Here is a 23,990-nt window from a genome sequence, read left to right on the forward strand (position 1 = left end):
ATTCTTTTATTTCTTTGAAACGATCGGTAAGATTTCGTTATCCATTAAACCAAAATGGGTAATTTCTTCTTTGCTGAATTTCTTTGAATAATAATTAATATCAACCTCAAAACCAACATTTCTAAGTCGTTCAAAATAATCCATTCCGTACCAGCGAACGTGGTCGTATTGCCCGAAATGTTTCTGTCTTTCTTTTGGATCTTTGATGGAAAAATCTTCGTACGATTTCTCTAAAGAGTTCTTCATAGGAACCTGAAAAATTCCCCAACCGTCTTTTCTCATCACTCGATACAATTCACTCATCGCCTTTTGATCGTCTTCAATATGTTCTAAAACGTGATTGCAAAAGATAATGTCGAAGCTTTCATTCTCGAAAGGCAAATCGAGAATATCTGCTTTTACATCCACAATTGGCGAATATAAATCCGCCGAAATATAATCCAGATTCTTCATTTTTTTGAACCTGCGAAGAAATTCCTGCTCTGGCGCAATATGAAGAACTTTATAATTTTTAGTAAAAAAATCGGTTTCATTTTGAAGATACAGCCACATTTGCCGGTGACGTTCTAAACTTAATGTTCCTGGTGACAAAGCGTTCTCACGTTGTTTCCCATAACCGTATGGAAGAAATTTCCGGTAAGATTTTCCGTCGATTGGATCGCTGAATTTTGATCCTTTAAAGAATAAATAAATTAAAGGTCGAAGGAAAATGCTCAAATTAATAAGCAAAGGTCTTGGGATGGTGTTTAAAAGAAATTTGGCAATTTTCTTCATTAAAAATCCAATGTAAATGGTTTTTCTTCATCGCTGATAATTCCCAACGCTTCGTAAATGAATTTATAAGTTGACAGTAAAACTGGCTTGCCTCCAATAATACAGACATCATGTTCGAAATGCGCAGATGGTGACATATCAAGTGAAGTTACCGTCCAGCCATCGTCATGGAATTTTACTTTTTCAGTTCCTAAATTAACCATTGGTTCAATCGCAAGGGCAATTCCGTCTTTTAAAACTTTACCACTTCCTTTTTTACCATAATTTGGAACTTGTGGATCTTCGTGCATTTTTTTTCCTAAACCGTGACCAACCAATTCGCGAACAACGCCGTATCCATGAGCTTCACAATACGATTGGATCGCATAAGAGATATCTCCTACTCTTTTTCCACGAACGCATTGCTCGATTCCTTTATAAAGAGATTCTTTGGTAATTTGCAAAAGTTTTTTTGTTTCGGGTGCAACTTCGCCAACCTCAAATGAGTAAGCATGGTCGCCATAAAATCCGTTCATATAAACTCCACAATCGACCGATAAAATATCACCTTCTTGCAAAGGTTTTTCATTTGGAATCCCGTGTACCACTTCAGCGTTAGGAGAAATACAAAGGTTTTTGGGGAAACCATACATTCCTAAAAATGCAGGTTCGCCACCATGATCGCGAATAAATTGTCCACCTAAATTATCGAGGTGTAAAGTAGTGACGCCTGGTTTAATTTCCTTGGCCAGCATGCCCAAAGTTTTTGAAACCAATTGTGCACTTTCTCGCATTAAGCGAAGTTCTTCTATCGTTTTTAACTGTATCACTGTATGTGTATGTCTTTAATTTAAAGGGAAAGGAATTATAAATTTCGATAATCATTTACCAGAACAAGCCTTTCTTTTTGTCTTTTTTCATTTTAGAATAGGCCAAAACTTCTTTTCCTTCAACTCTAAATTCTATCCTATCATTAATAATATTATAGATTTCTCCCCAACCTGGAAATCCACCAAGGTTACGGTCGTCGATGAAAAGATCTGCATCAATTTTTCGGGAAGCATTTTCATTATCAAAAACTTCACCTTCAAAACTTGAATTAACTGCATAAAACTCAACGCCATTTTTTTTGCAAAATTCGACTGCTTCGTCCAAAGTTTTCCCATGTCGGTAAGTCCACAGAATTAATCTGTAGCCTTCGGACTGCAATTTCTTAAGGGTTTCAAAAGCAAAAGTTTTTGTTTTTCCAATTCCAGGATATCCATCATCAACGATAGTTCCGTCGAAATCAATAGCAAGTTTTTTACTGTTTTTCATTATTCTAAAATTTCAATGGTGCAAAGATAATAAATTTACGACGGAGCAAAATGGTTAGCGAGGATTAGTGACTTTAGTTAAGAATAAAAAATGCCAAATAAGGCATTAGCTTAGTTGGCATTTATATTTATTAGATTTTATCGTTCTACGATTTTATCCATTTGAATTGATATTCCTGATCTGGAGTTGAAATTCTATCGGTAACCCGTTGTAATCTTCCCGGAAGTTTCATCAAATATTCCTGCGCTTTCTCAGCAGATTCATTGAGTCCCGTGATATGTTCGATTCTCCAGTCTTGCAATAATTCGGCTAAAATATTAATGTAATCTTGACCTGTATAAACCATTGCTCTTTGCGCAGCATCGGAGAAATGTCCCCAAAGTTCGCCAGCTTTCTGACCAGATTCACGCATTAAATGTGCAGGCATTACAATTTTTTTACGCATCATATCTTCGAAAGCCAACATCATTTCTGAAGGATCAAGTTCGAAAATTTTTGTCACGAAATGTTTGTATGCTTTTGCATGTCGGGCTTCATCAGCTGCAATTACACCACACATCCTGGAAAGTTTTGTATTTCCGCTTTGCTTAGCCAATGAACCTACTCTACGGTGTGAGATATTCGTTGCAGTTTCCTGAAAACTGGTATACACAAAATTTCGGTATGGATCCATGGTCGTTCCAATATCTAAACCATCCTGAATTAAGTAATGGGTGGTAATTTCAACCTCGCGCATATTCACTCGACCGCATAAATACAAGTATTTATTAAGTAAATCACCGTGGCGGTTTTCTTCAGCCGTCCAATTTCTTACCCATTGTGACCAACCGGATCTTTCTTCCTGATTGACGCCATCAATTCCCATAATCCAGGATTCATAACTTGGCAAGGCTTCTTCGGTAATACAGTCTCCAATCAAGGTTACAAATAAATCATAGCCCATTTCCTGAGCATACGTTTGCAGTTCTTCTACATCATATCTAAAACTATCTGAAGACGGATCTGGTAAAAAATCAGTAGGCTGCCATATTTTTTCTGCGGGTGTTAAATAGGTGTCTATAAAGTCGTCGACATTCTTGCCTAAAGTCCTCATTACCTCTATTCTCATCATCTTATTGTACATGTTCACTCTTTTTATAGGTTACGCAAATATAATTTAAAAATATTATCTATTGCATAATTCATTCGTTAAATTAATTTTAAAACAATCCAAACATCAAGCCGTGCCTTAAATAATACAGAAATTATTTTCTTTTAAATATTGAAACTTTATTAACTTACTAAAACTTCACCAGTCATTACTTCTGGGATTTCAATTCCCATTACTTTTAGAATTGACGGCGCAACATCGCCCAGCTTTCCAGGTTTTAAAGTCCAGGTTCGGTCTTTATCCATTACAATTAAAGGAACTAAGTTGGTGGAATGTTGTGTGTTTGGACTTCCGTCTGGATTCATCATCACATCCGAGTTTCCGTGATCTGCAAGAATAAATACAGCGTAATCATGCTCGTAAGCTAAAGTTGCCACCCTAGAAATACATTCGTCAACAACTTCTGCCGCTTTAACTGCTGCAGAAAAAACGCCGGTATGACCTACCATATCAGTATTCGCGAAATTTAAACAAATGAAATCTGCAGACTCATTTTCAATCTCGGGAAGTATTTTTTCAGTAATATCAAACGCTGACATTTCAGGTTTGAAATCATAGGTTGGAACCTCTTTAGGACTTGGGCATAAAATTCTACTTTCACCCACGAATTGTTCTTCTCTTCCGCCAGAAAAGAAAAAGGTAACGTGAGGGTATTTTTCCGTTTCTGCCACTCTAATTTGAGTTTTACCATTTCTTTCTAAAATTTCACCCATTGTTTCGTGTAAAACTTCTTCATCAAAAACGATATGAATATTTTTGAAAACTTTCTCGTAATTCGTCATCGTTACATAGTAAAGATTCAACGGATACATCCCAAATTCTGGAAACTCATTTTGAGAAAGAACTTGAGTAATCTCGCGACCACGATCTGTTCGGAAGTTAAAGCAGAAAACCACATCGTCGTTTTCAATTTTTGCAACCGGCAACTGATTGTCTTTTAAACAAATCATAGGTTTTAAAAACTCATCGGTAATGTCATTTTTATAAGAGTTATCGATTGTTTCTAAAATATTATTGGTTTGCTCGCCGATGCCATTAACCATTGCATCGTAAGCTAACTTCACTCGTTCCCATCTTTTATCACGGTCCATCGCGTAATACCTACCGACAACTGTCGCTAACTTTCCGGTGGTAACTTTCATGTGGTCGAGTAATTCTTCGATAAACCCTTTACCTGAATGAGGATCACAATCTCTACCGTCTGTAAACGCATGAACATATACATTATCCGTTAATCCAAATTCTTGTGCAGCGGTCAATAAACCTTTAAGATGATTAATATGCGAGTGAACACCACCATCTGAAACAAGACCTATAAAGTGAACTTTCTTTTTGTTTGTTAAAGCGTATTCAAATGCTTTTGTAATGACATTCTCCTTTCCTAAAGTTGCGTTCTCAACAGCCATATTGAGTTTAACCAGATTCTGATACACTACTCTCCCAGCTCCTAAATTCATGTGGCCCACTTCTGAATTTCCCATCTGTCCGAAAGGTAATCCGACCGCGATTCCGCTTGCTTCAAGCGTTGTGTTTGGAAAATTTTCATAGCAAGAATTAATGAAAGGAGTGTTCGCTTGCGCAATTGCAGATACAGAAGAGTCCGTTCCTAATCCCCAACCGTCGAGTATCGCTAAAATGGCTTTTTTTGACATTTTTATTTATTTATGATTGAATACAAATTTAGTGATTAAACAATTATTTATCGATTGATTTCGAACAAAATTTGTCTCAGCAGCAATCTAGTTCAGCAATTTCTGAAAGGCTTTACGGGAAGAACCTCGAAAATAAACTTCACCACAATAGGTGTAATTTAATTTATTTAAAATTTTAAGCAAAGGAATATTGTCAAAATTGGTATCTACTTTAATGCTGAAATTTTTTTTTGACAAAGCAACTTTTTCAACTTCTTGAAAAATTTTCGTTGCTATTCCCAATCCTATATATTCTTCAGAAACGGCAACTCGGTGAATAACAACGTATTCTTGATCTGACAGCCATTTTCCCTCGATAATTTCATACCCAGGTTCTATTTCAAAAATGACAGCAGCGTAACCAAGAATTTGATTTTCAGATTCCAGGACATAGCCAAAATCTTGTTGGATATCATTTTTAATACTGTCCATATTTGGATATCCATCTTGCCATTGATTGCTTCCCTCCTCTTTTCTTCTTTTGATTGCTTGCTGAAGAATATCCCAAATTATGTCTTGATCTTCTAAAGATGCTTTTCTAAGATGAAATTGTTGATTGAATTTTATCATGAATTTAATTTTCTTGTACAAATTTAATCAAGATTTTATTCTCAAATCAGGAATTAGTAATTGGAATGAATATTTAAATTTTGTATTTTTATAAAAAACTTAGATGAAAAAGAAATTAGTTGTTTTTTCAGGCGCCGGGATTTCTGCTGAAAGTGGTGTTCAGACTTTTCGTGATTCAAATGGTTTATGGGAAAACCATCGTGTAGAAGATGTGGCAAGCCCAGAAGGATTTGAAAGAAATCCACAGATGGTTTTAGATTTTTACAACGCGAGAAGAAGACAGTTAAATGAGGTTACGCCAAACAAAGCTCATCTTATTTTAGCAGAATTAGAAGATGTTTTCGAGGTCAATATTATTACCCAAAACGTTGATGATTTACATGAAAGAGCCGGTTCTACAAAAGTTATTCACCTTCATGGTGAACTCAAAAAGGCACGATCTGTCAACGCCGAGTCAAATATTATATTGTGGGAAGGAGACTTAAATTTAGGTCATCTTAATTTTGAAGGAATGCAACTTCGTCCGCATATTGTATGGTTTGGTGAAATGGTTCCGGAAATGAATAAGGCAATTGATCTGTGTTCTAAAGCAGATCTGTTTCTTGTGATTGGAACTTCAATGTCTGTTTATCCCGCAGCGGGTTTGATTCATTATATTCCTGCAAACTGCAAAATATTTGTGATTGATCCAAGCCTTCCAAATACTTACACCGAGACAGACAATTACTTTAAAACTTCTGCCACGCACGGAATGGAATTATTTAAAGAGATGATTTTAAAAAAAGAAATTTGAATAAGAGATCTTTTAAATTTCGAGGTTTTGGTTCAGTTTCATCTATTGATCTCGAAGCATAAATTTTGAAATAACAAAAAACCGATTAGATAACCGGTTTTAAGTTTTGTTTTATCATTTGTGTTTTCTGATACTGCAAAAGTAACATTTAGTTGTTTTGCAAAAAAGCGTGAAAACACCCTAATTTAACACATTTCATGTTTGATTGCGAAAAGCACAATTCCAACCCTTGTTTTTACATTCAACTTTGCAAAGATAGAATCTCTGTAACCATCAACGGTTCTGGGGCTGACACACATTTTTTCAGCAATTTCTTTATAGGTTAATTCTGAGCAGGCTAATTTGATAAATTCTATTTCGCGATCCTTTAGCAAAGCGCTAATTTCCTGAATTGCTTTTTCTTCAGTCTTAATTTTTAGGAGGCTTTGCGTAACAATGTCGGTGTAAAAAATCCCTTTCTCATGAACGATATTGATGGCATCAAACAAAATATCAGGTGACATGTCTTTCAGCAAGTATCCTTTTGCACCAGCTTTTAACATGCTGATTATCGTACTTTCATTATCTTCCATCGTTAAAGCAATGACTTTCAGTTCTGGATACGTCTGCGTTAATTCTGCAGTAGTTTCGATACCATTTTTTCTGGGCATATTGATATCCATTAAAACAACTTCAGGCATGTTTTTTTTGTGCTCGAGCTGATTCAAAAAGTCTTCACCATTAAAACAATTCATGACCACTTCAAATTTTGGATTAAATGAAATCATGTTTTCGATTGCTTTAGAGACCAGTTTATGATCATCTACGATTGCGATTTTTATTCTTTCCATTGTGTTGGTTTTTTGTAGGAAATAGTTATTTCAGTGCCGAGATTCTCTGTAGATTTAATTGTAAAATCAGCGTTAATAATCTGTGCTCTATTTTTAATGTTTGCCAAACCACTTCCATCATTTCTTTTTTTTGCATTAAATCCTATCCCGTAATCCATAATACTGATGTCAATAAAATTTAAATGATCTTCTATTTTTATTAAGATCTTGTTGGATTTTGCATGTTTAATGACATTATTGATACACTCCTGAATAATTCGAAATAAAATCAGCGCATGGTCAGGATTAATTTCTAAATGGTGATTATTAATTTGATAGTCAACATCCATTAACTCTAACCTTTCTATTCTGAAAATTTCCCGTTCCAAAGATTCTACGAAACCAAAATGCTTTACCTGTTTACTGATAAAAACTTTAGAAAGATTCCTGATATCCTGAATACACTCTCCAATTAGCATGTTGATTTCGAGCGCTATATTTTTTTTTTCACATTCATCGGCCATCGCTATTTTATTGGTCATCAGTCTAGCAACAGAAAGTTTTTGTCCCAAATCATCATGCAGTTCCTGACCAATATAATTAAGTGTTTGTTCCTTAATCTCTACTTGAGAAATGGCTAATTCCTGTTCGAAAAGGGCCTCTTTTTTTTGTTGAGATAACAGAAGTTCAGATTTTTTCTTAACAAATACTCCATAAACCAAAACCATCATTAAAATAACAATCAAAATAATGAAAGTGGTGATCGTAAGCAGAAAATCTATTTCTGAAAAGTTCATTTTTTTAAATTAATATTTTTCGCGAAAAAAATTCCACTAATCAGTATGGCATAACCAATTACATTAACAACAAATAAAATTATGAAAAATATATTGATATTCATCATTTCCATAGAAGTATTACTGATAATGAGCAAAGGAGTTACTCCTAAGTAAATAGACATCAATCCGATACATGCCCAAAATGGGTAATAAGACTTAATGTTTAAAATTTTATCAGAATTGAATGTTTCTTTTAAAACTAAATAAATATTGAAAATCAACAAGATAACTTCTAAAAAATAAAATTTAAAAGGAAATTTAGAGAAGAAATCTTCAGATAATGTTGCAAATAAAATATAACTAATTAAAAATATTCCTATTATAAAAAGATTGATTATTCTCGATTTTTTGAGCTCTAAAATACTTCTGAAGTATAGAAAGAAAAGGAAAAACACACAGAGATTGACTGCTATGGCATAAATGGGAATACTGGGAAATTTAAAACTTAAACGCATGATAAATAAGACGGTATCGGTCACCACCACTATTCCACTTGCGATAATAAAATAAATAATTCCCTTTCCTAATTTTTTTCTTTTGATAAGCAGTAATATAAAAAATACGAATACTAATAAAAGTTGGATTACACTTGCTGCAGTCCGGTTCCATTCTATCATTATTGCTACTTATTAATAAGGTGGACAAAGTTGGCCAAAGTTCATATCTGGCAATTCTTCGCCATCATCATCGCCTTGTGCATTTTTATTATTGTCGGATGAATCCATATCGTGCGGAGAAAAGAAGACCGTTTGATATCCATTATAAAGTGGATTTAAGCGTGGATCAAAGCACGCCTCAGGATACTTTCCTAAAGTAACTCTGATTCCTTTATTCTTAATTCCTTTTTTCTCCATTCCGTCGCGAATGAGATTGATATATTCCTGTAAAACTTCTAAATCGTAAGTGTAAGTTTTGGAGTCAGGTTTAGCATTTGGCCGTTTTGCGTTAATGGTTGCATAATTACTCTTTTCATATTCATTAGCGAGTGATTCTCCTTCTCTCTTAGTAATTAGATGTTTTTGTAGACTGCTCATTGTTTATTTTTTAATTTTAACAAATCTAAAACTTATTAAGGTATAAATATAAGTGAAAACACCCAAAGGATCTTATTTTTTTTTATTAATACCATTATGCTATCATTTTTTGCAACTACAATATTATTTTCTTAAATTTCGAATTCCAAATTTTAGACGGAAACAATCTCATCGAAATTACCCTACCATGCAAGAATTTTCTACGATCGCAGAGAATTATCAAAAAATAAAAACTAATTTACCTTCCAATATTCAACTCGTTGCAGTATCTAAAACGCATCCTGTTGAAAGTATTCAATTAGTTTACGAATTAGGACAAAAAGTTTTTGGCGAGAACAAAGTCCAGGAATTGATAGAGAAGCATCCTCATTTGCCACAGGATATTCAGTGGCATTTAATTGGTCATTTACAAACCAACAAGGTCAAATATATCGCTTCTTTTATTGATACCATTCAAAGTGTCGATTCAGAAAAAATCCTTCTTGAAATTAATAAACAAGCCGAGAAAAATAATCGAAAGATTAAGGTATTTCTTCAAGTTAAAATTGCAGAAGAAGATACAAAATATGGTTTGGAACTTCATGAAGCCAAGGAATTATTCTTAGATTATCTAAATGGTAAATTCCCCCATATTAAAATCTCTGGTTTAATGGGAATGGCGACTTTCACGGATGATAAAGATCAAGTTAAAAAGGAATTTAGTTTCCTTAAAAATCTGTTTGATCAACTTTCACTACAACAAAATCTGCAAACTTTATCCATGGGAATGAGTGACGATTACGCTTTAGCGATAGAGTGCGGTGCCAATTCAGTTAGAATTGGATCTGCAGTTTTCGGTAGCAGAAATTACTCATAAGCACCTTTTTTAGGTATGATTATTGCTACATAGTTGGCAAAATTAAGTCAATAATTTTATTAAATCCATAAATTTTTATAATGCAAAAAATCTTAATTGTTGAAGACGAAAAAGCCATTTCGGGCGTCCTACAAAGTATTCTATCAGATGAATTACCTGATTACGAATTTATTATTGCCGAAGACGGTTTAGAAGGCTTCAAACAAATAGAGAAAGAAGATTTCGCTTTGGTTGTTTCTGATATTAAAATGCCAAAAGTTTCGGGTACCGAACTTTTAAAGCAAGCACTTCAGTTGAAACCTGACACCACTTTTGTGATGATTTCTGGACATGCTGATATCGACACTGCTGTAGATTGCTTGAAGTCAGGAGCATATGATTTTATCTCTAAACCGATTGATATCAACCGACTGATTACCAGTGTTAAAAATGCTTTAGACAGAAGAATTTTACAAAAGACCAATCAGCATTTAAAAAATGAGAATACCACTTTAAAGAAAAAAGTGAATAAGAAATATCAGATGATTGGTGAATCTCCTGCCTTGAAAAAAATTCAGGATATGATTGAAAAGGTCGCTGCATCTGACGCTAGAGTTCTTATTACGGGACCAAACGGTGCGGGAAAAGAATTGGTTGCTCACGCAATCCACGCGCAAAGTGATCGCAGTAAAGGTCCAATGATCGAGGTTAACTGTGCCGCAATTCCATCTGAACTAATTGAATCAGAATTATTTGGACATGTTAAAGGAAGTTTTACAGGCGCCATTAAAGATAAACAAGGAAAATTTGAGTTAGCCAATAACGGAACAATCTTTTTGGATGAAATTGGTGACATGTCATTAATCGCACAGGCAAAAGTTCTTCGTGCGCTTCAGGAAAGCAAAGTTTCTCCAGTTGGAAGTGACAAGGAAATTAAAGTAGACGTAAGAGTTTTGGCTGCTACCAATAAAAATATGCAGGCAGAAATTCAAGCAGGTAAATTTAGAGAAGATTTGTACCATCGACTTTCTGTGATCGAGATTTATGTTCCTTCCCTAGACGAGCGAAAAGATGATATTAAACTTTTGGTGAAACATTTTTCGAAAGTTATTTCTGATGAACACGGTACTGCTTTAAAAACTTTTGATGATAAGGCGATCAAGGCTTTAGAAAATTTCAGTTGGACCGGAAATATCCGCGAACTTCGAAATGTTGTTGAACGTCTAATTATCTTGGGATCAAATCCGATAAACGGAGATGATGTGGCCAGTTTTGTTAGAAAATAGTTTTTATTTTTACGATTAAATTTTCAATAAAAATGATATAAAGCCAAACGAATTCCGTTTGGCTTTTTTATTTCTACTTTTTTACGAAGAGGTATTTTGGCATACAACATGATGTAAATTAAGTACAGAAATACAAATTTCAATTTTTTATTTCAAATTAATTTAACATTAAAAAATAATATCATGGCAAAGAAAACCACACCTAAAGGAAAAATCGCTCCTAAAAAGGATGCAGCAGACCAACTAAAAGATTTTATGATCGATGGCTTGAAAGACCTTTACTGGGCGGAAAAAGCATTGGTTAAAAGTCTTCCTAAAATGGCAAAGAATGCTACATCTCGGCATTTAATAACTGCAATTAATGATCATTTATCAGAAACTAAAAATCAGGTTAAGCGTTTAGAAGGAGCATTTAAATCTTTAGGAATTAAAGCTGAAGCGGTAAAATGTGATGCGATGGCCGGCTTGTTAAAAGAAGCAACAGGAATTATGGAAGAAACCCAACCTGGTGCAGTAAGAGATGCCGCAATTATTGCTGCCGTTCAAAAGGTAGAACATTATGAAATTGCTTCATACGGAACCATGGCAACCTACGCCAAATTATTGGGTGAAAAAGACGTTCTAAAATTACTTTTAGAAACATTAAAAGAGGAAAAAACTTGCGATAAAGATTTAACGAAGTTGGCTAAAACTGAAATCAACGTAAAAGCCAAATAATAGAGGTAGCGATCAAATGGTCGCTACTTTTGTTAGTATATGAATCGTTTAAGTCAGCAAATTTTTCGTGAATATTATAAATCATTAAAAAAAAAATGTCAAATTTAAAAAATAAGAAAGTTGCAATTTTAGCAGCAGACGGTTACGAGCAATCGGAATTAGAATGTCCGATGAAAGCTTTGAAAGATGCAGGTGCAAAAATAGAAATTATCTCTCTAAAATCTGGTGTAATTAAAGCCATGAAAGATCATCAATGGAGCAATTCAGTTAGTGTCGACAAAATTGTTTCCGAAATTGATTGTGCGGATTACGACGCCCTTTTATTGCCAGGCGGTGTGATCAATCCGGATGCATTAAGAGCAAATGCAGACGCTGTGAATTTCGTTAAAGGTTTTTTTAAAGCCAATAAACCAGTTGCAGCTATTTGTCACGCACCTCAAACTTTAATCAATGCTGAAGTAGTTTCAGGAAAAAAAATGACTTCCTACAAATCAATCTCTGCTGATTTAAAAAATGCGGGCGCTAATTGGGTTGATCAAGAAGTTGTCACCGACGGAAATTTAACAACCAGCCGTTCGCCCGAAGATTTACCAGCTTTTAATCAGAGAATGATAGAAGAGTTTTCCAAGTAAAAATTTCACCATTTAAATTTGGGCCATGAAAAATAAAATTCCTACACATAAAATCGGGGCAGAAAGTGAAGCTATTTCGAAAATTATTTTAGATAATGTTGAGTTAGCAAAAAATCATTTTGAAATCATAAAAAAACGTTTCCTGGATATCAATTCGTGGGAACTTTTTGCTGGAAAGAATAAAGCAAAATTCACCCTTCGTAATCAGAAGGGCGAATTAATTTTAGACCCGCCACAAGTTGGAAATTATATCAGTATTAGAGTTCCTCTTCTACCAAATAAAGATGAAGACCATTTTGATTGGGTGAAAATTGAAGTTTACGAAGAAGAAAAAAAAGAGGATTACGAAGCAATTTATATTCGTTTGCGACCAACTTCCAACCCAACTAATCCTTCTGATGAAGTTACTCATTTCTTAGATTCAACGGCAACTTCCAATTTTTTCATTAGAAGAAACGGGAGAGAAATTTCCGCAGAAGTGTATGCCAGAAATGAAGTTCCTAATTTTGAGGATAAAACACTTTCGGAGAAAATAAGAAATAAAGCAGTTGCACTTGGTGGAATGCTAATTGGCAGCAAACTTCAGTGGGAAGGATTAACGGATGGATTAATTAGAGATGAAAAATAAAATTTTTATTGGTTGTTCTGGTTTTTCAGAAAGATCTTGGAAAGGTTTTTTCTACCCCGAGGATTTACCTTCCAGTGAATATTTAAGTTTTTATTCAAAGCATTTAAATGCAATAGAAATTAATTCCACTTTTTATAGAAAACCAACTTTGAAAACGCTGGAAAAATGGCTTAATGAAACTGAAGAGGATTTTAGATTTTTCATTAAAATTCCGAAAACCATTACTCATCTTAAAAAACTGGTTGATACTGAAATTGATACAGTCGAATTTTGCAACCATATTTCATTTGGTTTAAAAGGGAAATTAGCGGGATTTCTTTTTCAGCTTCCACCTTCATTTCAATTTAGCGAAGAAAATTTAGAAAAAATTCTCCAGACTGTTGATGATCATTATTTGAATGTGGTTGAATTTCGTCATTCTTCCTGGTGGATTACCGACGTTTTTGAAACTTTAAAAAGAAAAAATATTATCTTCTCAGGTGTTTCAATTCCTAGAGAAATTCCCGACGATTTTATTATTAATAATGATCATTCTGCTTATTATCGTCTTCATGGCGTTCCTCAAATGTTTAAATCGGAATATTCAGAAAAGAAGTTTATCGATTTAGCTGAAAATATTAAAAATTTTAAAGGAACTTCTTTTATCTTCTTTAATAATACTTACGGAACTGCCGGAATTAAAAATGCACTCTATTTAAAAGATCAATTCTTGTAATTCTAATATTGATAGATGAAGACTTCTACGAATGATAGGAACAAAAAACCGCTAATCAAAAGTAATGTAGAAAGTTTGCTGTAAATTTGCCGCAAATTTTTTTATAGTTATGCAAATTCTAAATCCCGAACTTTCCAGAAGATTATTTAAGCTTGCCCTACCCGTAATGATCACGCAGGTTGGTCAAGTGTCTGTGCAGCTTTTTGATAATATTATGGTTGGGAAACTTTTGGGTGCAGATGCTCTAGCTTCTGTATCACTCGCAAATGGGGTTTTCTTTTCTGTATTTGTTTTGGCTCTTGGTTTTTCTTTGGCCATACCTCCCCTCGTTTCAGAAGCTCATTCTCAAAATGATCATAAAACCATCAATCGGGTTTTTCGCCACGGTTTTGTGGTTAATATGCTTATAGGTCTTGCGTTAGTTATTGCGATGCTTTTAGCAATGCCTTTATTATATCATCTCAATCAGCCCGAAAAAATTCTTCCGGATACAGAAAGTTATCTCCGAATTACCATTATCAGTATCATTCCATTTATGGCGTTTCAAACGATGCGCGAAGTTTCTGAAGGTTTGAGTTTTACGATCGGCGTTACAAAAGCCACCATCATCGCGAATGTCATCAATATCGTGTTGAATTATATTTTTATTAAAGGAATTGGTATGGATTCTCTTGGAGTAGATGGTTCGGCCTACGCCTCTTTCATTGCGAGAATTTTTATGGTAATTTTCCTTTTCGTCGTGATGAGGAAGCATCCCACTACCAAAAGATATATGGATGACTTCAGTTTGAAAACTAAACTTTTTCAGAAGAAGATGTTCCAAACATTAATTAAATTAGGATTTCCTACCGCTTTACAGATGTTTTTTGAAGTAACTGCTTTTGCAGGCGCCGCCTTTATCTGCGGTTTGATTTCGGCAAATGATATTGCTTCGCACCAAATTGCTTTGTCGATGGCTTCTTTTACTTTTAATTTAAGTATAGGATTTAGTGTAGCTTCAACGGTGATGATTGGCCGACGAGCGGGTGAAAGAGATTTTGTGGGATTACAGAAAGTTGGAATCAATAATATGAAAATCGTATTTATTTTCATGGCCTTCTGTGGTTTGTTCTTTATTGTAGGCCGAAATATATTACCGACTTTCTTTACGAAAAAAGAAGATGTTGAAGTTATTATGCTTGCATCAAAATTATTAATTATTGCCGCTTTATTTCAATTATCAGATGGTGTGCAGGTTGTGGCACTTGGGATATTGCGTGGAATTCAGGATGTTAAAATTCCATCATTGATCACTTTTGTCGCGTACTGGATCTTCACTATTCCACTAGGATATTTCTTGTGTGTAACACTAAATATGGGTGCTTGGGGAATGTGGATTGCGCTGGGATTAGGGCTCACTATTTCTGCGGTCTTCCTTGTCATGCGATTCTTTAAACTTTCCCAACGAAAAATTGATGCCGCAGTTGCTCATTAAAAATAATCCCTGAAGAACTATCGCTTCAGGGATTTTTGTTAGAATTAATTTGCTGCTGATCACTTTAATTTATTGTAAACTGTAATTTTAAGATTACTTTCTTTTAACCTCAATTAATTGCTCCATACGCAACTTTATAAAAAGCTCATTTTTAAAAGCCGTGTTGTGAAATGAAAAGATAGCGCAGTTTTTTTAGCTCTACTATATTTTGAAGTCAATTCTTAACTTCCATAGCGTTTGTAAAATCTATAAAAATTTGACGAAATTGAAATTTCTGATTTTGTTATTTTCAATTTCATTCGTCATTTTTTTGATAAAATTAGATTTTCTAGAACTAAATTTCTGTAAAGCGAAGAAAAAAGATTAACAGTTGTAAATCAAAAACTCTAATAGATTTTACGCAATTCTTCGTAAAAAAGGCATTGACTAGCTTTAAATAAAGCGATTGCTTACTTCACTAATTACATCGTATAAAGGTAATTGCGCATTTCCCGCAAACCCAAAAGGTGTTTATACTATGCTTATCATTGTTTAAGGTGATTTTGTTAATATCATTATTGTTTGTGATTTCTTGAACTCTTATTGCCACTACATTTGTATCACTAATTAACCAATAAAATTTTTTAATCATGAAAAAATTAATTACTAGTGCTATCGCACTTATCGCAGTAAGCTTTACTTACGCACAAGGGAATATGGATTATACATCTCAGTATGGAAATCTTAACAGCGCAGTTGTCAACCAAACTGGTATGATGAATTACAACAATCTAGAACAAGATGGTAACCGTAATGATGCCACCGTTGATCAAACTGGTGCGATGAATGTAAATGAGGCTTTAAGTCAAGGGAATAGAAACCGAATTGATGTTGATCAGGTTGGTTTAGGCAATTACAATTCCACAGAACAATATGGTAACAGAAACAGAGCAAAAACTGATCAAGATGGATGGTTCAACTCTGTAGAGCAAGTGCAAACAGGTAATCGTAACAGAGTTACTGCAACTCAAGACGGTTTATTCAATGAAGCTTACCAAGATCAAATGGGTAACCGTAACAGAGCGACGATCACTCAAGATGGTGTGGCTAACTTATCTATTCAAGACCAGGTTGGAAATAGAAACAAAGCTACAGGTTTACAAGTTGGTTGGTTTAATGAACTATATCAAATTCAAGACGGAAATAGAAACAGTGCAGATCATACTCAAGCAGGTGATGGTAACTTAGCAGTTTCTTGGCAAATTGGAAATGATAATGAAACTATAGGATGGTCTCAAGGTGACGACAATACTATTATACAGTTACAAGATGGTGACAGAAACTTCGCTGATGATTACCAAGTAGGTAATAACAATTATGCTGAAGTTTTCCAAACAGGGACAGATCATATTCATGTTGGAACTCAAATCGGAAACGGTAACTATTTGAGCACTACTCAATCTAACTAATCATTTTCTAAAACTATTTTAAGGAGCCATCTTTTGGCTCCTCTTTTATTTATTTTGAATTATGAATTTTTAAACTTATTTCTTTTAAAAAATCCGATTGAAAACGACGTACAGTTAAACACCCAAATTCAATAAGTGTTTTCACTTGTAACCTAACCATTTTTAAGGATGTTTATAAAACCATTAGTAATAGTTAAAAAATTCCTAATAATATGTGCGACCTTAGCATTAATAACTAACCATAAAAACTTTTAATCATGAAAAAACTAATTACAAGTGCAGTAGCGCTTATGGCAGTAGGATTCACTTACGCACAAGCTAACGTAGATGTAACAACACAGTTGGGTAATACCAACAGTGCGGTGGTCAATCAAACTGGTTTAATGAATAACAATAATCTTTTACAAGATGGTAATCTAAATGATGCCACTGTTGATCAATTTGGTGCATTCAACACAAACTTTGCGATCAGCCAGGGAAATCGAAATAACATTGATGTCGATCAGGTTGGAATTGCAAATGCTAATGACACTCAGCAGTATGGTAATAGAAACGATGCTTCAACAGACCAATTGGGAATTTTGAATACCGTTGAACAATTACAATCTGGCAATAGAAACGACGTTAGCGCGATGCAAATTGGGTTTGTCAACTATGCTAAGCAATCTCAAATTGGAAATAGAAACGATGCTTCTTCTTTCCAAATGGGACTAAGCAATGAAGTTTGGCAATATCAGGGCGGAAATGACAATGATGAAACTGCGTTACAAATAGGTACGGATAATATTCTTGGACAATTTCAACTCGGTGACGATAATATTGCAGACCATGTACAAATTGGCGATAACAACTATTCTTATTCTCAACAATGGGGTAATGATAATGAAGCTTTAGGATTACAAATGGGAGATGGTAACATCATGACTCAGAATCAATTTGGTGACAGAAACTTTGCTGATGATTTACAAGTAGGAAATAACAATAGTTCTTTTGCAGTACAAACCGGTCAAGACCATGTTCATGTTGGAACTCAAATTGGTAGCGGTAACTACGACAGTACTACCCAATCCAATTAGTGTCTATCAATAATTAATCATGCAGGAGATCTAGTAATATTTCTCCTGCTTTTACCATTTATCATGAAAAATTTAATCACTATCATCTTAGTACTTATATTTTCTCAATTGATTTCGGCACAAAATATTTCATTTAATGATGTCAACAGTTCTAACGTATTGGAGCTATACCGCCAGAGTCACGCAGGTAATATGCCTCAGGAAATGAAGAGCATGGATATTATGGTCCAAATTGGCGAAGGAAATATGATACAACTAATCGATAAAACACCAAACTTTATAGAGTTGGTACAAACAGGAAACTATAATACTACTCTTTTTATTAACCCTAATAATTACCCCACTAATGCAGAAATAAAAATTAATGGTTCGGGCAATTACATTGACATTACCGGAAGCAACAGTATTTCAGATGGAATGAAAATGAATATTAACGCCAATGACATGACGATATTTATGAGAAACTACTAAACCCCTTGAAAATGAAAACTCTCATCGCAATTCTAGTCACATTTTTTTTCGCTAACAAAACTTCCGCACAAAAAAACGGCGCTGTTACAGGAAAAATAGTTACAGAAAATAAGGAAGGTCAAATTAAACTCAGAGCTGTTGCAAGCAACGAATCTGATTTATATTCCAACCTTAACTACATCATGGTTTCAGTAAAAAAAGGAAAAGGAGGAAATTCTACCAATAAACAAAGCGGTAAGTTTTCTTTAAATCCAAAAGAGACCAAAACCCTTTCCGAAGTTAATCTTAATCTTTCAAAAAATGATGGATTAAAAGTGTTTCTATTCGTGAAGGATGAAGAAACAGACCAAGTAATCTCCAAAGACAGTTTAGAACTTAATGGCAATCAGTTTACTTCAGACGTGAGCTACATTCCTGAAAGAGATCTTGAATTAACGGGCCTTACCATTGATAATACGAAGACGAAAATAGGACAGATGTTTTATGATTCCTTTTACAAAAAGTATAATCAAATTCCACAAAAATTTGAAGGAACAATTACGATCTCTGAAATGCCTACGTTTGGTCGAAATACCAGAATCTCAGTAGAAGTTGATGATCAGCTTATTCATGCATTTCTTTCAAAACCTGACGAAGAATCAATCGATGCCGAAGCGGATAGAGCTTTGGCAAATTTGATTGCATACAATTCCAGAAATAGTCTTCGGAATAAAGAATTTAAATATTAATGAAATGAAAAATCTAATATTAACAATCGCAATTTTTTCCTTTTCAGCATTATATTCACAGCAGTTTGTATATAAACCAGTCAATCCAGCCTTTGGTGGTGACACATTTAATTACCAGTGGCTACTGAGCTCGGCAAGTGCACAAAATCAGTTTGATGAAGGTGACAGTAGACTTAGTGGTTTTAGAGACATCAATTCTCTGGATAGTTTTACCGACAGTTTAAATAGACAAATTCTCAGTGAATTATCCCGAAAACTTTTTGGTGATCAATTTGGTGACGGAGACCTTAAACCAGGTACCTATATATTTGGTTCTATCTATCTAGAAGTAATACAGACTGGCCAAGGATTACTGATTTCTATTCTTAACACCGATACTGGCGAGCAATCGCAAATTGTTATACCAGGCGGTGGCTAAAAACAAAAACCCTATGAAAACATTATTAAAAACTTTAAGTCTCATTATAATTCTCCTCCTATTTAAAAACTGTACTCTCTTCAATATTCCAACAAACAGTGAAAAATCAACATTGGGAGAAATTACGCCAGGTACCTCGGAACTCAAAAACCTCCCAACTCCAAAAGATAAAATTGTAGTTGGTGTTTATAAATTCCGCGATCAGACAGGACAGTACAAACCAACTGAAAACGGAACAAGTTGGAGTACCGCTATTCCACAAGGAACAACTGCAATTCTCTTGAAAGTTTTAGAAGACAGTCGCTGGTTCACCCCTATTGAAAGGGAGAATATCGGAAATTTAATGAATGAGAGACAGATCATCAGATCTACCAGAAAAGAATATTCTGGTAATGACGCAGAAGCGTCAAGCTTACCCCCACTTTTGTTCGCCGGAATCATCTTAGAAGGTGGCGTTATTTCTTATGATAGCAACGTCATGACTGGAGGTATTGGCGCCAGATATTTTGGATTGGGTGCTGGAGCACAGTATCGACAGGATAGAATCACTGTTTATCTTCGAGCAGTTTCTACTTCTACAGGAGAAATTCTTAAAACAGTTTACACTTCTAAAACAATTTTATCTACCAGTTTCAACGGAAATTTCTTTCGGTTTATAGACACGGAGCGACTTCTGGAATCCGACATTGGAATTACTCAGAATGAACCAGTACAACTTGCTGTAACTGAAGCGATAGAAAAAGCAGTTTATTCTTTAATCGTGGAAGGAGTAAAAGATCAAATTTGGGATAGTAAATTAAACAAACCGAGTGATTTTAATAAAATTATAGCCAACTATAATTCCGAGGAAGTCATGAACGATACAAGAATTATAGGAAACAAATTCCCGGAGCAAAACCGTGGAAAAATGGCTGTCTTTGGCTACTTAGAAGGATTTAAGATCAAAGGTGATTACGTTAATGCCAAGATGAATCTAGGTGGTAAAGTCGGTGTGAAATATTTTATAAGTGACCATTTTAATGCAGAAGCAAACGTCAATGCGGTGACATTTGAAAATGTTGATATCTTCAAAAAAGATGTTCTTGTTTCAGAAGTGAATTTAGAATATCTCTTTCTTCCTAAACTCAAATTCACGCCATTTGTTTATGCTGGTGTTGGAAGTTTTTTCTTACCCTATAAAACCGTTTATAAAGCTCAACTGGGTGGAGGTTTAGAATATTTGGTTAATAAAAACTTAGCAATTAGGGCTGTTAGTCAATATGACTTAGGTTTCACTGATGACTGGGACGATTTCGTCAATGGTGATAGAAAAGACATGGGTGTGAGAGTCGGCTTGGGTTTGATCTACTATTTCGGCGGAAAAAAAATTAAAAAATAGAATCATGAAAAATATATTTAAAATAAGTGCGCTTTTGTTTTTCCTTATAATGCTGACTTCGTGCAGTGAAGATTTGGTTGAAAAGGTCCAAGTAGGCACCTTAAAAGGAATTGTGATTAGAAAAGGAACCAATCAACCTATAAAGAATGCAAAAGTATTTACAACACCATCTACTGAAACAGTCTTCAGCAAAGAAGATGGAAGTTTTATTATTGAAAATATTCCTTTAGGCGATTATTCAGTTCGGGCGGAACTTACCGGATATTTAACGACTTTTCAAGGTATAAACCTTAAAAACACCAATCAGGTGGTAAGCATTGTGTTTGAGATGAGCGATGATGATTCTTTAAACAGCTCGCCATCGGTTCCTGTTTTGTTAAGTCCAGTTGATAATGCTGTAGATCAGCCACTTTCGATTGATTTAACCTGGGACTGTAATGATGCCGACTCGCTCGATGTTTTGAAATATACCTTAGTTGTTAAAAATGATTTTGATTCGAACGTTATTGAGATAAAAGATTTAGAGGAAAAACATTATTTCTTAGAAAATCTAAAATTTGGAGTAACCTATTACTGGCAAGTAACTGTCACAGATGGAATTAATCCAGCGGTAAACAGTCCTGTTTTTCGCTTTAAAACGAGCACAACACCCAATAACAGATTTCATTATGTAAAGAAAATGAATGGAAGTTATTACATTGTTTCCAGTGATGAAGAAAACGTTACTTTTCAGTTTACTCCTTTCGATAAAAATAGTTGGCGACCAAGGTTAAATCAAAATTCAAGATTAATTGCATTTTTGAGAACTGTTGGTGGAAATGCTCAAATCTTTACCGCAAATCCTGATGGTTCTAATCCTTTTCAAGTTACAGCTGTTCCCATAGCAGGTTTTGATAATGCCGAAATCGATTATTCATGGAGTAAAAACGGCAAAGAGTTTTTGTATGCGAATTTTGCCAAACTATATAGAATTAATAAAGATGGTAGCGGGCTTCAACTGATCTACACAACTCCAGATGGAAGTTTTATTTCTGAATGTGACTGGAGTTATGATGGAAGTAAAATTGCGTTAAAAACTAATGATGCTAACGGTTATAATGTTAAAATCTATATTATAGATCTCCTGGGTAATACTGTAAAAACAGTTTTAGAAAATGTTCCAGGTGCTGCCGGCGGCTTAAACTTTTCAGTTGACGGAAATCTTTTGCTATACACTTATGATATTTCGGGACATCAAGAAGATAATTACAGACAACTCAATACCCATCTGTTTATCTTTAATTTGCTGACAGATGAAAATATTGATTTGTCAGCCGTAAGTGAAAAGCCAGATGGAAGTAATGATTTAGATCCACGGTTTTCACCTAATGATGCGGACGTTATTTTCGTCAATACTTCTAATGATGGCATCTCCGCTAAAAAAATCGTAAAAGTAACCTTACAAGATAATGAAAGAACAGACTTATTCCCTGACGCAGAAATGCCAGACTGGGAGTGATGTTTTCAAGGGGGTTGAGGATTAAAATCCTCAACTTTCTTTTTACTAAAAAAGCAGACCAATTATTGATCTGCTTTTTTCATATTTTTTTTGAAATTATTCTAATATTCTACCAACCGATTTTCCATTGCAAACTTCACCAGTTTAGAAGAGCTATTCAGATTGAATTTGAGCATCATATTTCTACGGTGTGATTCAACGGTATGCGGGCTGATGAAAAGTTTTTCAGCAATTTCCTTAGAACGAAGACCTTCACAAATTAGTAGAAGTACATCTTTTTCTCTTGCAGTAATATCCTCTGAGCCACTTAGTTTTTTACTATGCTCATCATCTACGCTGCATATAAAATTGAGAAGCGCATTTTTAGCATCATAATTTACGTAAACATTCCCATCAGTTACCTGATTGATTGCTTCAAAAAATTCTTTGCTACTTGCATTATTTCCTAAATACCCTTTTATTCCCTTGTCGAAAAACTTTTTAATAAGCTTCACTTCGGTGTGAAGAGCGTGGATAATAATTTTTAGAGTTTTGTTTAATTTAAGGAATCCCTCGATTTGGTCTGCCACTTCAGCGTAGTTCAACGGGGCAATATTCAAGATAAGAACACTGTCTTTCTCAAGAATGTACTGGTGGAGGTCATCAAAATTATCTACTCCCTGCAAATTGTATTTTTTCGTAATATCACTACAGACTAGGAAATATTGCATACACTCTAAGTACAGCCTTTGATGATCATAAAGGATGATTTTCTTTTTCATGGTTTTGTGTTTGTACGAATTTAGCCAATATTTTAATTAAAACCAAAAAATATAAGTATTATATTAGTTAATGATAATCAAATTGAACTAAATTTATAAAAACAATAATGATGAATTGTATAATCCACGAAAATTGACAATCTAATATTCAGAGCAGATCACTAAAATTTTACTAGTAGATATTATTTAGTTCCGCTAATTAAGGAATATTTGATACTTCTGAGTTTCGTTAAAGATTTCGAGCAAGTCACCATTTACCTGAACCATCGTTTGCATGCTCATTAATTCCAGTTGGCTTTCATCCTCAGGATTTTTAATGAAAAAATTAAGTTTTTGTTCCCCTTTATGTTCATCAAACTGACTTCTGAAAAATTCTAAATCTGATTTTCTTAAATCATTGATGTCAACAACAATGGTCATTTTTTTAGCAAATTTTTCAAAGGCCTCTTTCAGGTCGATCACGTCAGAAACGTTGACAAAAACCCGCCCGTCTTTAGATGACGAGAATTTAATTTTAAAAATGACAAATCTTTGAACATCAATTCTATCACGCAGCTTCATGTAATCACGATCACCCAATCGGAAAGAGTAACTTCCGCTGTAATCCTCCAGCATCAAAAAAGCAACTTTTTCACCGCTATTCATTCCATCTTTCACCGTATATTCTGTCACCAATCCAGCAACCATATATTCGGGAGTATTATTTCTCATTGCTTGTTTTTCTTTCCAGCTTAATTTATCATTATTAAATAAATCGGGTTGCTGATTTGCGAATACGTTATTTTTGAAATTTTCTATTTCGTCAAGATTTAGGAAATTAAAACTTCCTCTTGGTTCTACAATCTTTGTTGGTTCTTCGATTAAACCTTCTTCGTCACCATCCAAAATATCCGGCGGAAGATCGACCAAATCATCATCTGAATCGTCAACTTCCGAAACTTCAATTGGTAAAATCACTTTCTCTAATTC

Annotated in this window: 26 protein-coding genes and 1 pseudogene; 15 read left to right on the forward strand and 12 right to left on the reverse strand. The window is 34.3% G+C overall.

Going from position 1 to position 23,990, the window contains the following annotated elements:
• Positions 1 to 6: 6 nt before the first annotated feature.
• The 6 genes from ACEYOS_RS13235 to ACEYOS_RS13260 form a co-directional block, all read right to left on the reverse strand.
• Complete coding sequence (locus ACEYOS_RS13235) at positions 7 to 774, reverse strand: class I SAM-dependent methyltransferase (protein WP_373709953.1); 768 nt, start codon at positions 772 to 774, stop codon at positions 7 to 9.
• Positions 774 to 1,583 (reverse strand): type I methionyl aminopeptidase, encoded by an 810-nt coding sequence (map, locus tag ACEYOS_RS13240; protein ID WP_373709954.1) that lies wholly within the window; start codon positions 1,581 to 1,583, stop codon positions 774 to 776. Before map ends, ACEYOS_RS13235 begins: the two co-directional genes overlap by 1 nt.
• Before the next feature lie 55 nt (positions 1,584 to 1,638).
• Entirely contained in the window at positions 1,639 to 2,070 is a 432-nt protein-coding gene (locus ACEYOS_RS13245) for a BT0820 family HAD-type phosphatase (protein WP_373709955.1), read from the reverse strand.
• A 145-nt stretch (positions 2,071 to 2,215) separates the two neighbouring features.
• A complete protein-coding gene (locus tag ACEYOS_RS13250) occupies positions 2,216 to 3,193 on the reverse strand; it encodes an acyl-ACP desaturase (protein ID WP_373709956.1) in 978 nt (325 codons plus the stop codon).
• A 149-nt stretch (positions 3,194 to 3,342) separates the two neighbouring features.
• Positions 3,343 to 4,872 (reverse strand): 2,3-bisphosphoglycerate-independent phosphoglycerate mutase, encoded by a 1,530-nt coding sequence (gpmI, locus tag ACEYOS_RS13255; protein ID WP_373709957.1) that lies wholly within the window; start codon positions 4,870 to 4,872, stop codon positions 3,343 to 3,345.
• Positions 4,873 to 4,959: 87 nt separating this feature from the next.
• Entirely contained in the window at positions 4,960 to 5,481 is a 522-nt protein-coding gene (locus tag ACEYOS_RS13260) for a GNAT family N-acetyltransferase (protein WP_373709958.1), read from the reverse strand.
• 103 nt (positions 5,482 to 5,584) lie between these two features.
• On the opposite strand from ACEYOS_RS13260, the gene ACEYOS_RS13265 reads away from it, so the two are divergent.
• Positions 5,585 to 6,274 carry an NAD-dependent deacetylase gene (locus ACEYOS_RS13265; RefSeq protein ID WP_373709959.1) on the forward strand — a complete coding sequence of 230 codons (690 nt, stop codon included), beginning with the start codon at positions 5,585 to 5,587 and terminating at the stop codon, positions 6,272 to 6,274.
• Positions 6,275 to 6,459: 185 nt separating this feature from the next.
• On the opposite strand, the gene ACEYOS_RS13270 is transcribed toward ACEYOS_RS13265, so the two are convergent.
• Genes ACEYOS_RS13270 through ACEYOS_RS13285 form a run of 4 tightly spaced genes read right to left on the reverse strand, consistent with a single transcriptional unit; the run spans position 6,460 to position 8,956 of the window.
• A complete protein-coding gene (locus ACEYOS_RS13270) occupies positions 6,460 to 7,104 on the reverse strand; it encodes a response regulator (protein ID WP_373709960.1) in 645 nt (214 codons plus the stop codon).
• A complete protein-coding gene (locus tag ACEYOS_RS13275) occupies positions 7,092 to 7,880 on the reverse strand; it encodes a sensor histidine kinase (protein ID WP_373709961.1) in 789 nt (262 codons plus the stop codon). Before ACEYOS_RS13275 ends, ACEYOS_RS13270 begins: the two co-directional genes overlap by 13 nt.
• The gene (locus ACEYOS_RS13280) at positions 7,877 to 8,539 is read right to left on the reverse strand and encodes a hypothetical protein (protein WP_373709962.1); all 663 of its coding nucleotides are present in this window, start codon (positions 8,537 to 8,539) and stop codon (positions 7,877 to 7,879) included. Before ACEYOS_RS13280 ends, ACEYOS_RS13275 begins: the two co-directional genes overlap by 4 nt.
• A gap of 12 nt (positions 8,540 to 8,551) precedes the next feature.
• Complete coding sequence (locus ACEYOS_RS13285) at positions 8,552 to 8,956, reverse strand: hypothetical protein (protein WP_373709963.1); 405 nt, start codon at positions 8,954 to 8,956, stop codon at positions 8,552 to 8,554.
• A gap of 187 nt (positions 8,957 to 9,143) precedes the next feature.
• Between ACEYOS_RS13285 and ACEYOS_RS13290 the strand changes: the two genes are divergently transcribed.
• The 14 genes from ACEYOS_RS13290 (at position 9,144) to ACEYOS_RS13355 (ending at position 22,260) form a co-directional block, all read left to right on the forward strand.
• Entirely contained in the window at positions 9,144 to 9,812 is a 669-nt protein-coding gene (locus ACEYOS_RS13290) for a YggS family pyridoxal phosphate-dependent enzyme (protein WP_373709964.1), read from the forward strand.
• An 80-nt stretch (positions 9,813 to 9,892) separates the two neighbouring features.
• A complete protein-coding gene (locus ACEYOS_RS13295) occupies positions 9,893 to 11,077 on the forward strand; it encodes a sigma-54-dependent transcriptional regulator (protein ID WP_373709965.1) in 1,185 nt (394 codons plus the stop codon).
• A gap of 183 nt (positions 11,078 to 11,260) precedes the next feature.
• Positions 11,261 to 11,794: a ferritin-like domain-containing protein gene (locus tag ACEYOS_RS13300; protein WP_373709966.1), complete on the forward strand. Its 534-nt coding sequence runs from the start codon at positions 11,261 to 11,263 to the stop codon at positions 11,792 to 11,794.
• A gap of 95 nt (positions 11,795 to 11,889) precedes the next feature.
• A complete protein-coding gene (locus ACEYOS_RS13305; protein WP_373709967.1) occupies positions 11,890 to 12,426 on the forward strand; it encodes a type 1 glutamine amidotransferase domain-containing protein in 537 nt (178 codons plus the stop codon).
• Between the two features lie 25 nt (positions 12,427 to 12,451).
• Positions 12,452 to 13,054, forward strand: a complete 603-nt coding sequence (locus ACEYOS_RS13310; RefSeq protein WP_373709968.1) for a hypothetical protein — start codon at positions 12,452 to 12,454, stop codon at positions 13,052 to 13,054.
• Complete coding sequence (locus ACEYOS_RS13315) at positions 13,044 to 13,769, forward strand: DUF72 domain-containing protein (RefSeq protein ID WP_373797593.1); 726 nt, start codon at positions 13,044 to 13,046, stop codon at positions 13,767 to 13,769. Before ACEYOS_RS13310 ends, ACEYOS_RS13315 begins: the two co-directional genes overlap by 11 nt.
• A 109-nt stretch (positions 13,770 to 13,878) precedes the next feature.
• On the forward strand, positions 13,879 to 15,243 hold the full coding sequence (locus ACEYOS_RS13320; protein ID WP_373709970.1) for an MATE family efflux transporter: 1,365 nt from the start codon (positions 13,879 to 13,881) through the stop codon (positions 15,241 to 15,243).
• A gap of 695 nt (positions 15,244 to 15,938) precedes the next feature.
• Positions 15,939 to 16,691, forward strand: coding sequence for a hypothetical protein (locus ACEYOS_RS13325; protein ID WP_373709971.1), 753 nt, complete (start codon positions 15,939 to 15,941; stop codon positions 16,689 to 16,691).
• Positions 16,692 to 16,981: 290 nt separating this feature from the next.
• Positions 16,982 to 17,767 carry a hypothetical protein gene (locus ACEYOS_RS13330; protein ID WP_373709972.1) on the forward strand — a complete coding sequence of 262 codons (786 nt, stop codon included), beginning with the start codon at positions 16,982 to 16,984 and terminating at the stop codon, positions 17,765 to 17,767.
• A gap of 108 nt (positions 17,768 to 17,875) precedes the next feature.
• Entirely contained in the window at positions 17,876 to 18,238 is a 363-nt protein-coding gene (locus tag ACEYOS_RS13335) for a hypothetical protein (protein WP_373709973.1), read from the forward strand.
• A gap of 11 nt (positions 18,239 to 18,249) precedes the next feature.
• Positions 18,250 to 18,966: a curli-like amyloid fiber formation chaperone CsgH gene (csgH, locus tag ACEYOS_RS13340; RefSeq protein ID WP_373709974.1), complete on the forward strand. Its 717-nt coding sequence runs from the start codon at positions 18,250 to 18,252 to the stop codon at positions 18,964 to 18,966.
• 4 nt (positions 18,967 to 18,970) lie between these two features.
• Positions 18,971 to 19,384, forward strand: a complete 414-nt coding sequence (locus ACEYOS_RS13345) for a curli production assembly/transport component CsgF (protein WP_373709975.1) — start codon at positions 18,971 to 18,973, stop codon at positions 19,382 to 19,384.
• Positions 19,385 to 19,397: 13 nt separating this feature from the next.
• The gene (locus ACEYOS_RS13350) at positions 19,398 to 20,762 is read left to right on the forward strand and encodes a CsgG/HfaB family protein (protein WP_373709976.1); all 1,365 of its coding nucleotides are present in this window, start codon (positions 19,398 to 19,400) and stop codon (positions 20,760 to 20,762) included.
• 4 nt (positions 20,763 to 20,766) lie between these two features.
• Entirely contained in the window at positions 20,767 to 22,260 is a 1,494-nt protein-coding gene (locus ACEYOS_RS13355; RefSeq protein WP_373709977.1) for a carboxypeptidase-like regulatory domain-containing protein, read from the forward strand.
• A 101-nt stretch (positions 22,261 to 22,361) separates the two neighbouring features.
• Here the strand turns inward: ACEYOS_RS13355 and ACEYOS_RS13360 are convergent, their stop codons facing one another.
• On the reverse strand, positions 22,362 to 23,021 hold the full coding sequence (locus ACEYOS_RS13360) for a response regulator transcription factor (protein ID WP_373709978.1): 660 nt from the start codon (positions 23,019 to 23,021) through the stop codon (positions 22,362 to 22,364).
• A gap of 195 nt (positions 23,022 to 23,216) precedes the next feature.
• Positions 23,217 to 23,990: pseudogene (locus tag ACEYOS_RS13365) on the reverse strand (DNA polymerase III subunit alpha); the annotation flags it as partial.

It is taken from the genome of Kaistella sp. (assembly GCF_041824135.1).
Classification (GTDB): Bacteria; Bacteroidota; Bacteroidia; order Flavobacteriales; family Weeksellaceae; genus Kaistella.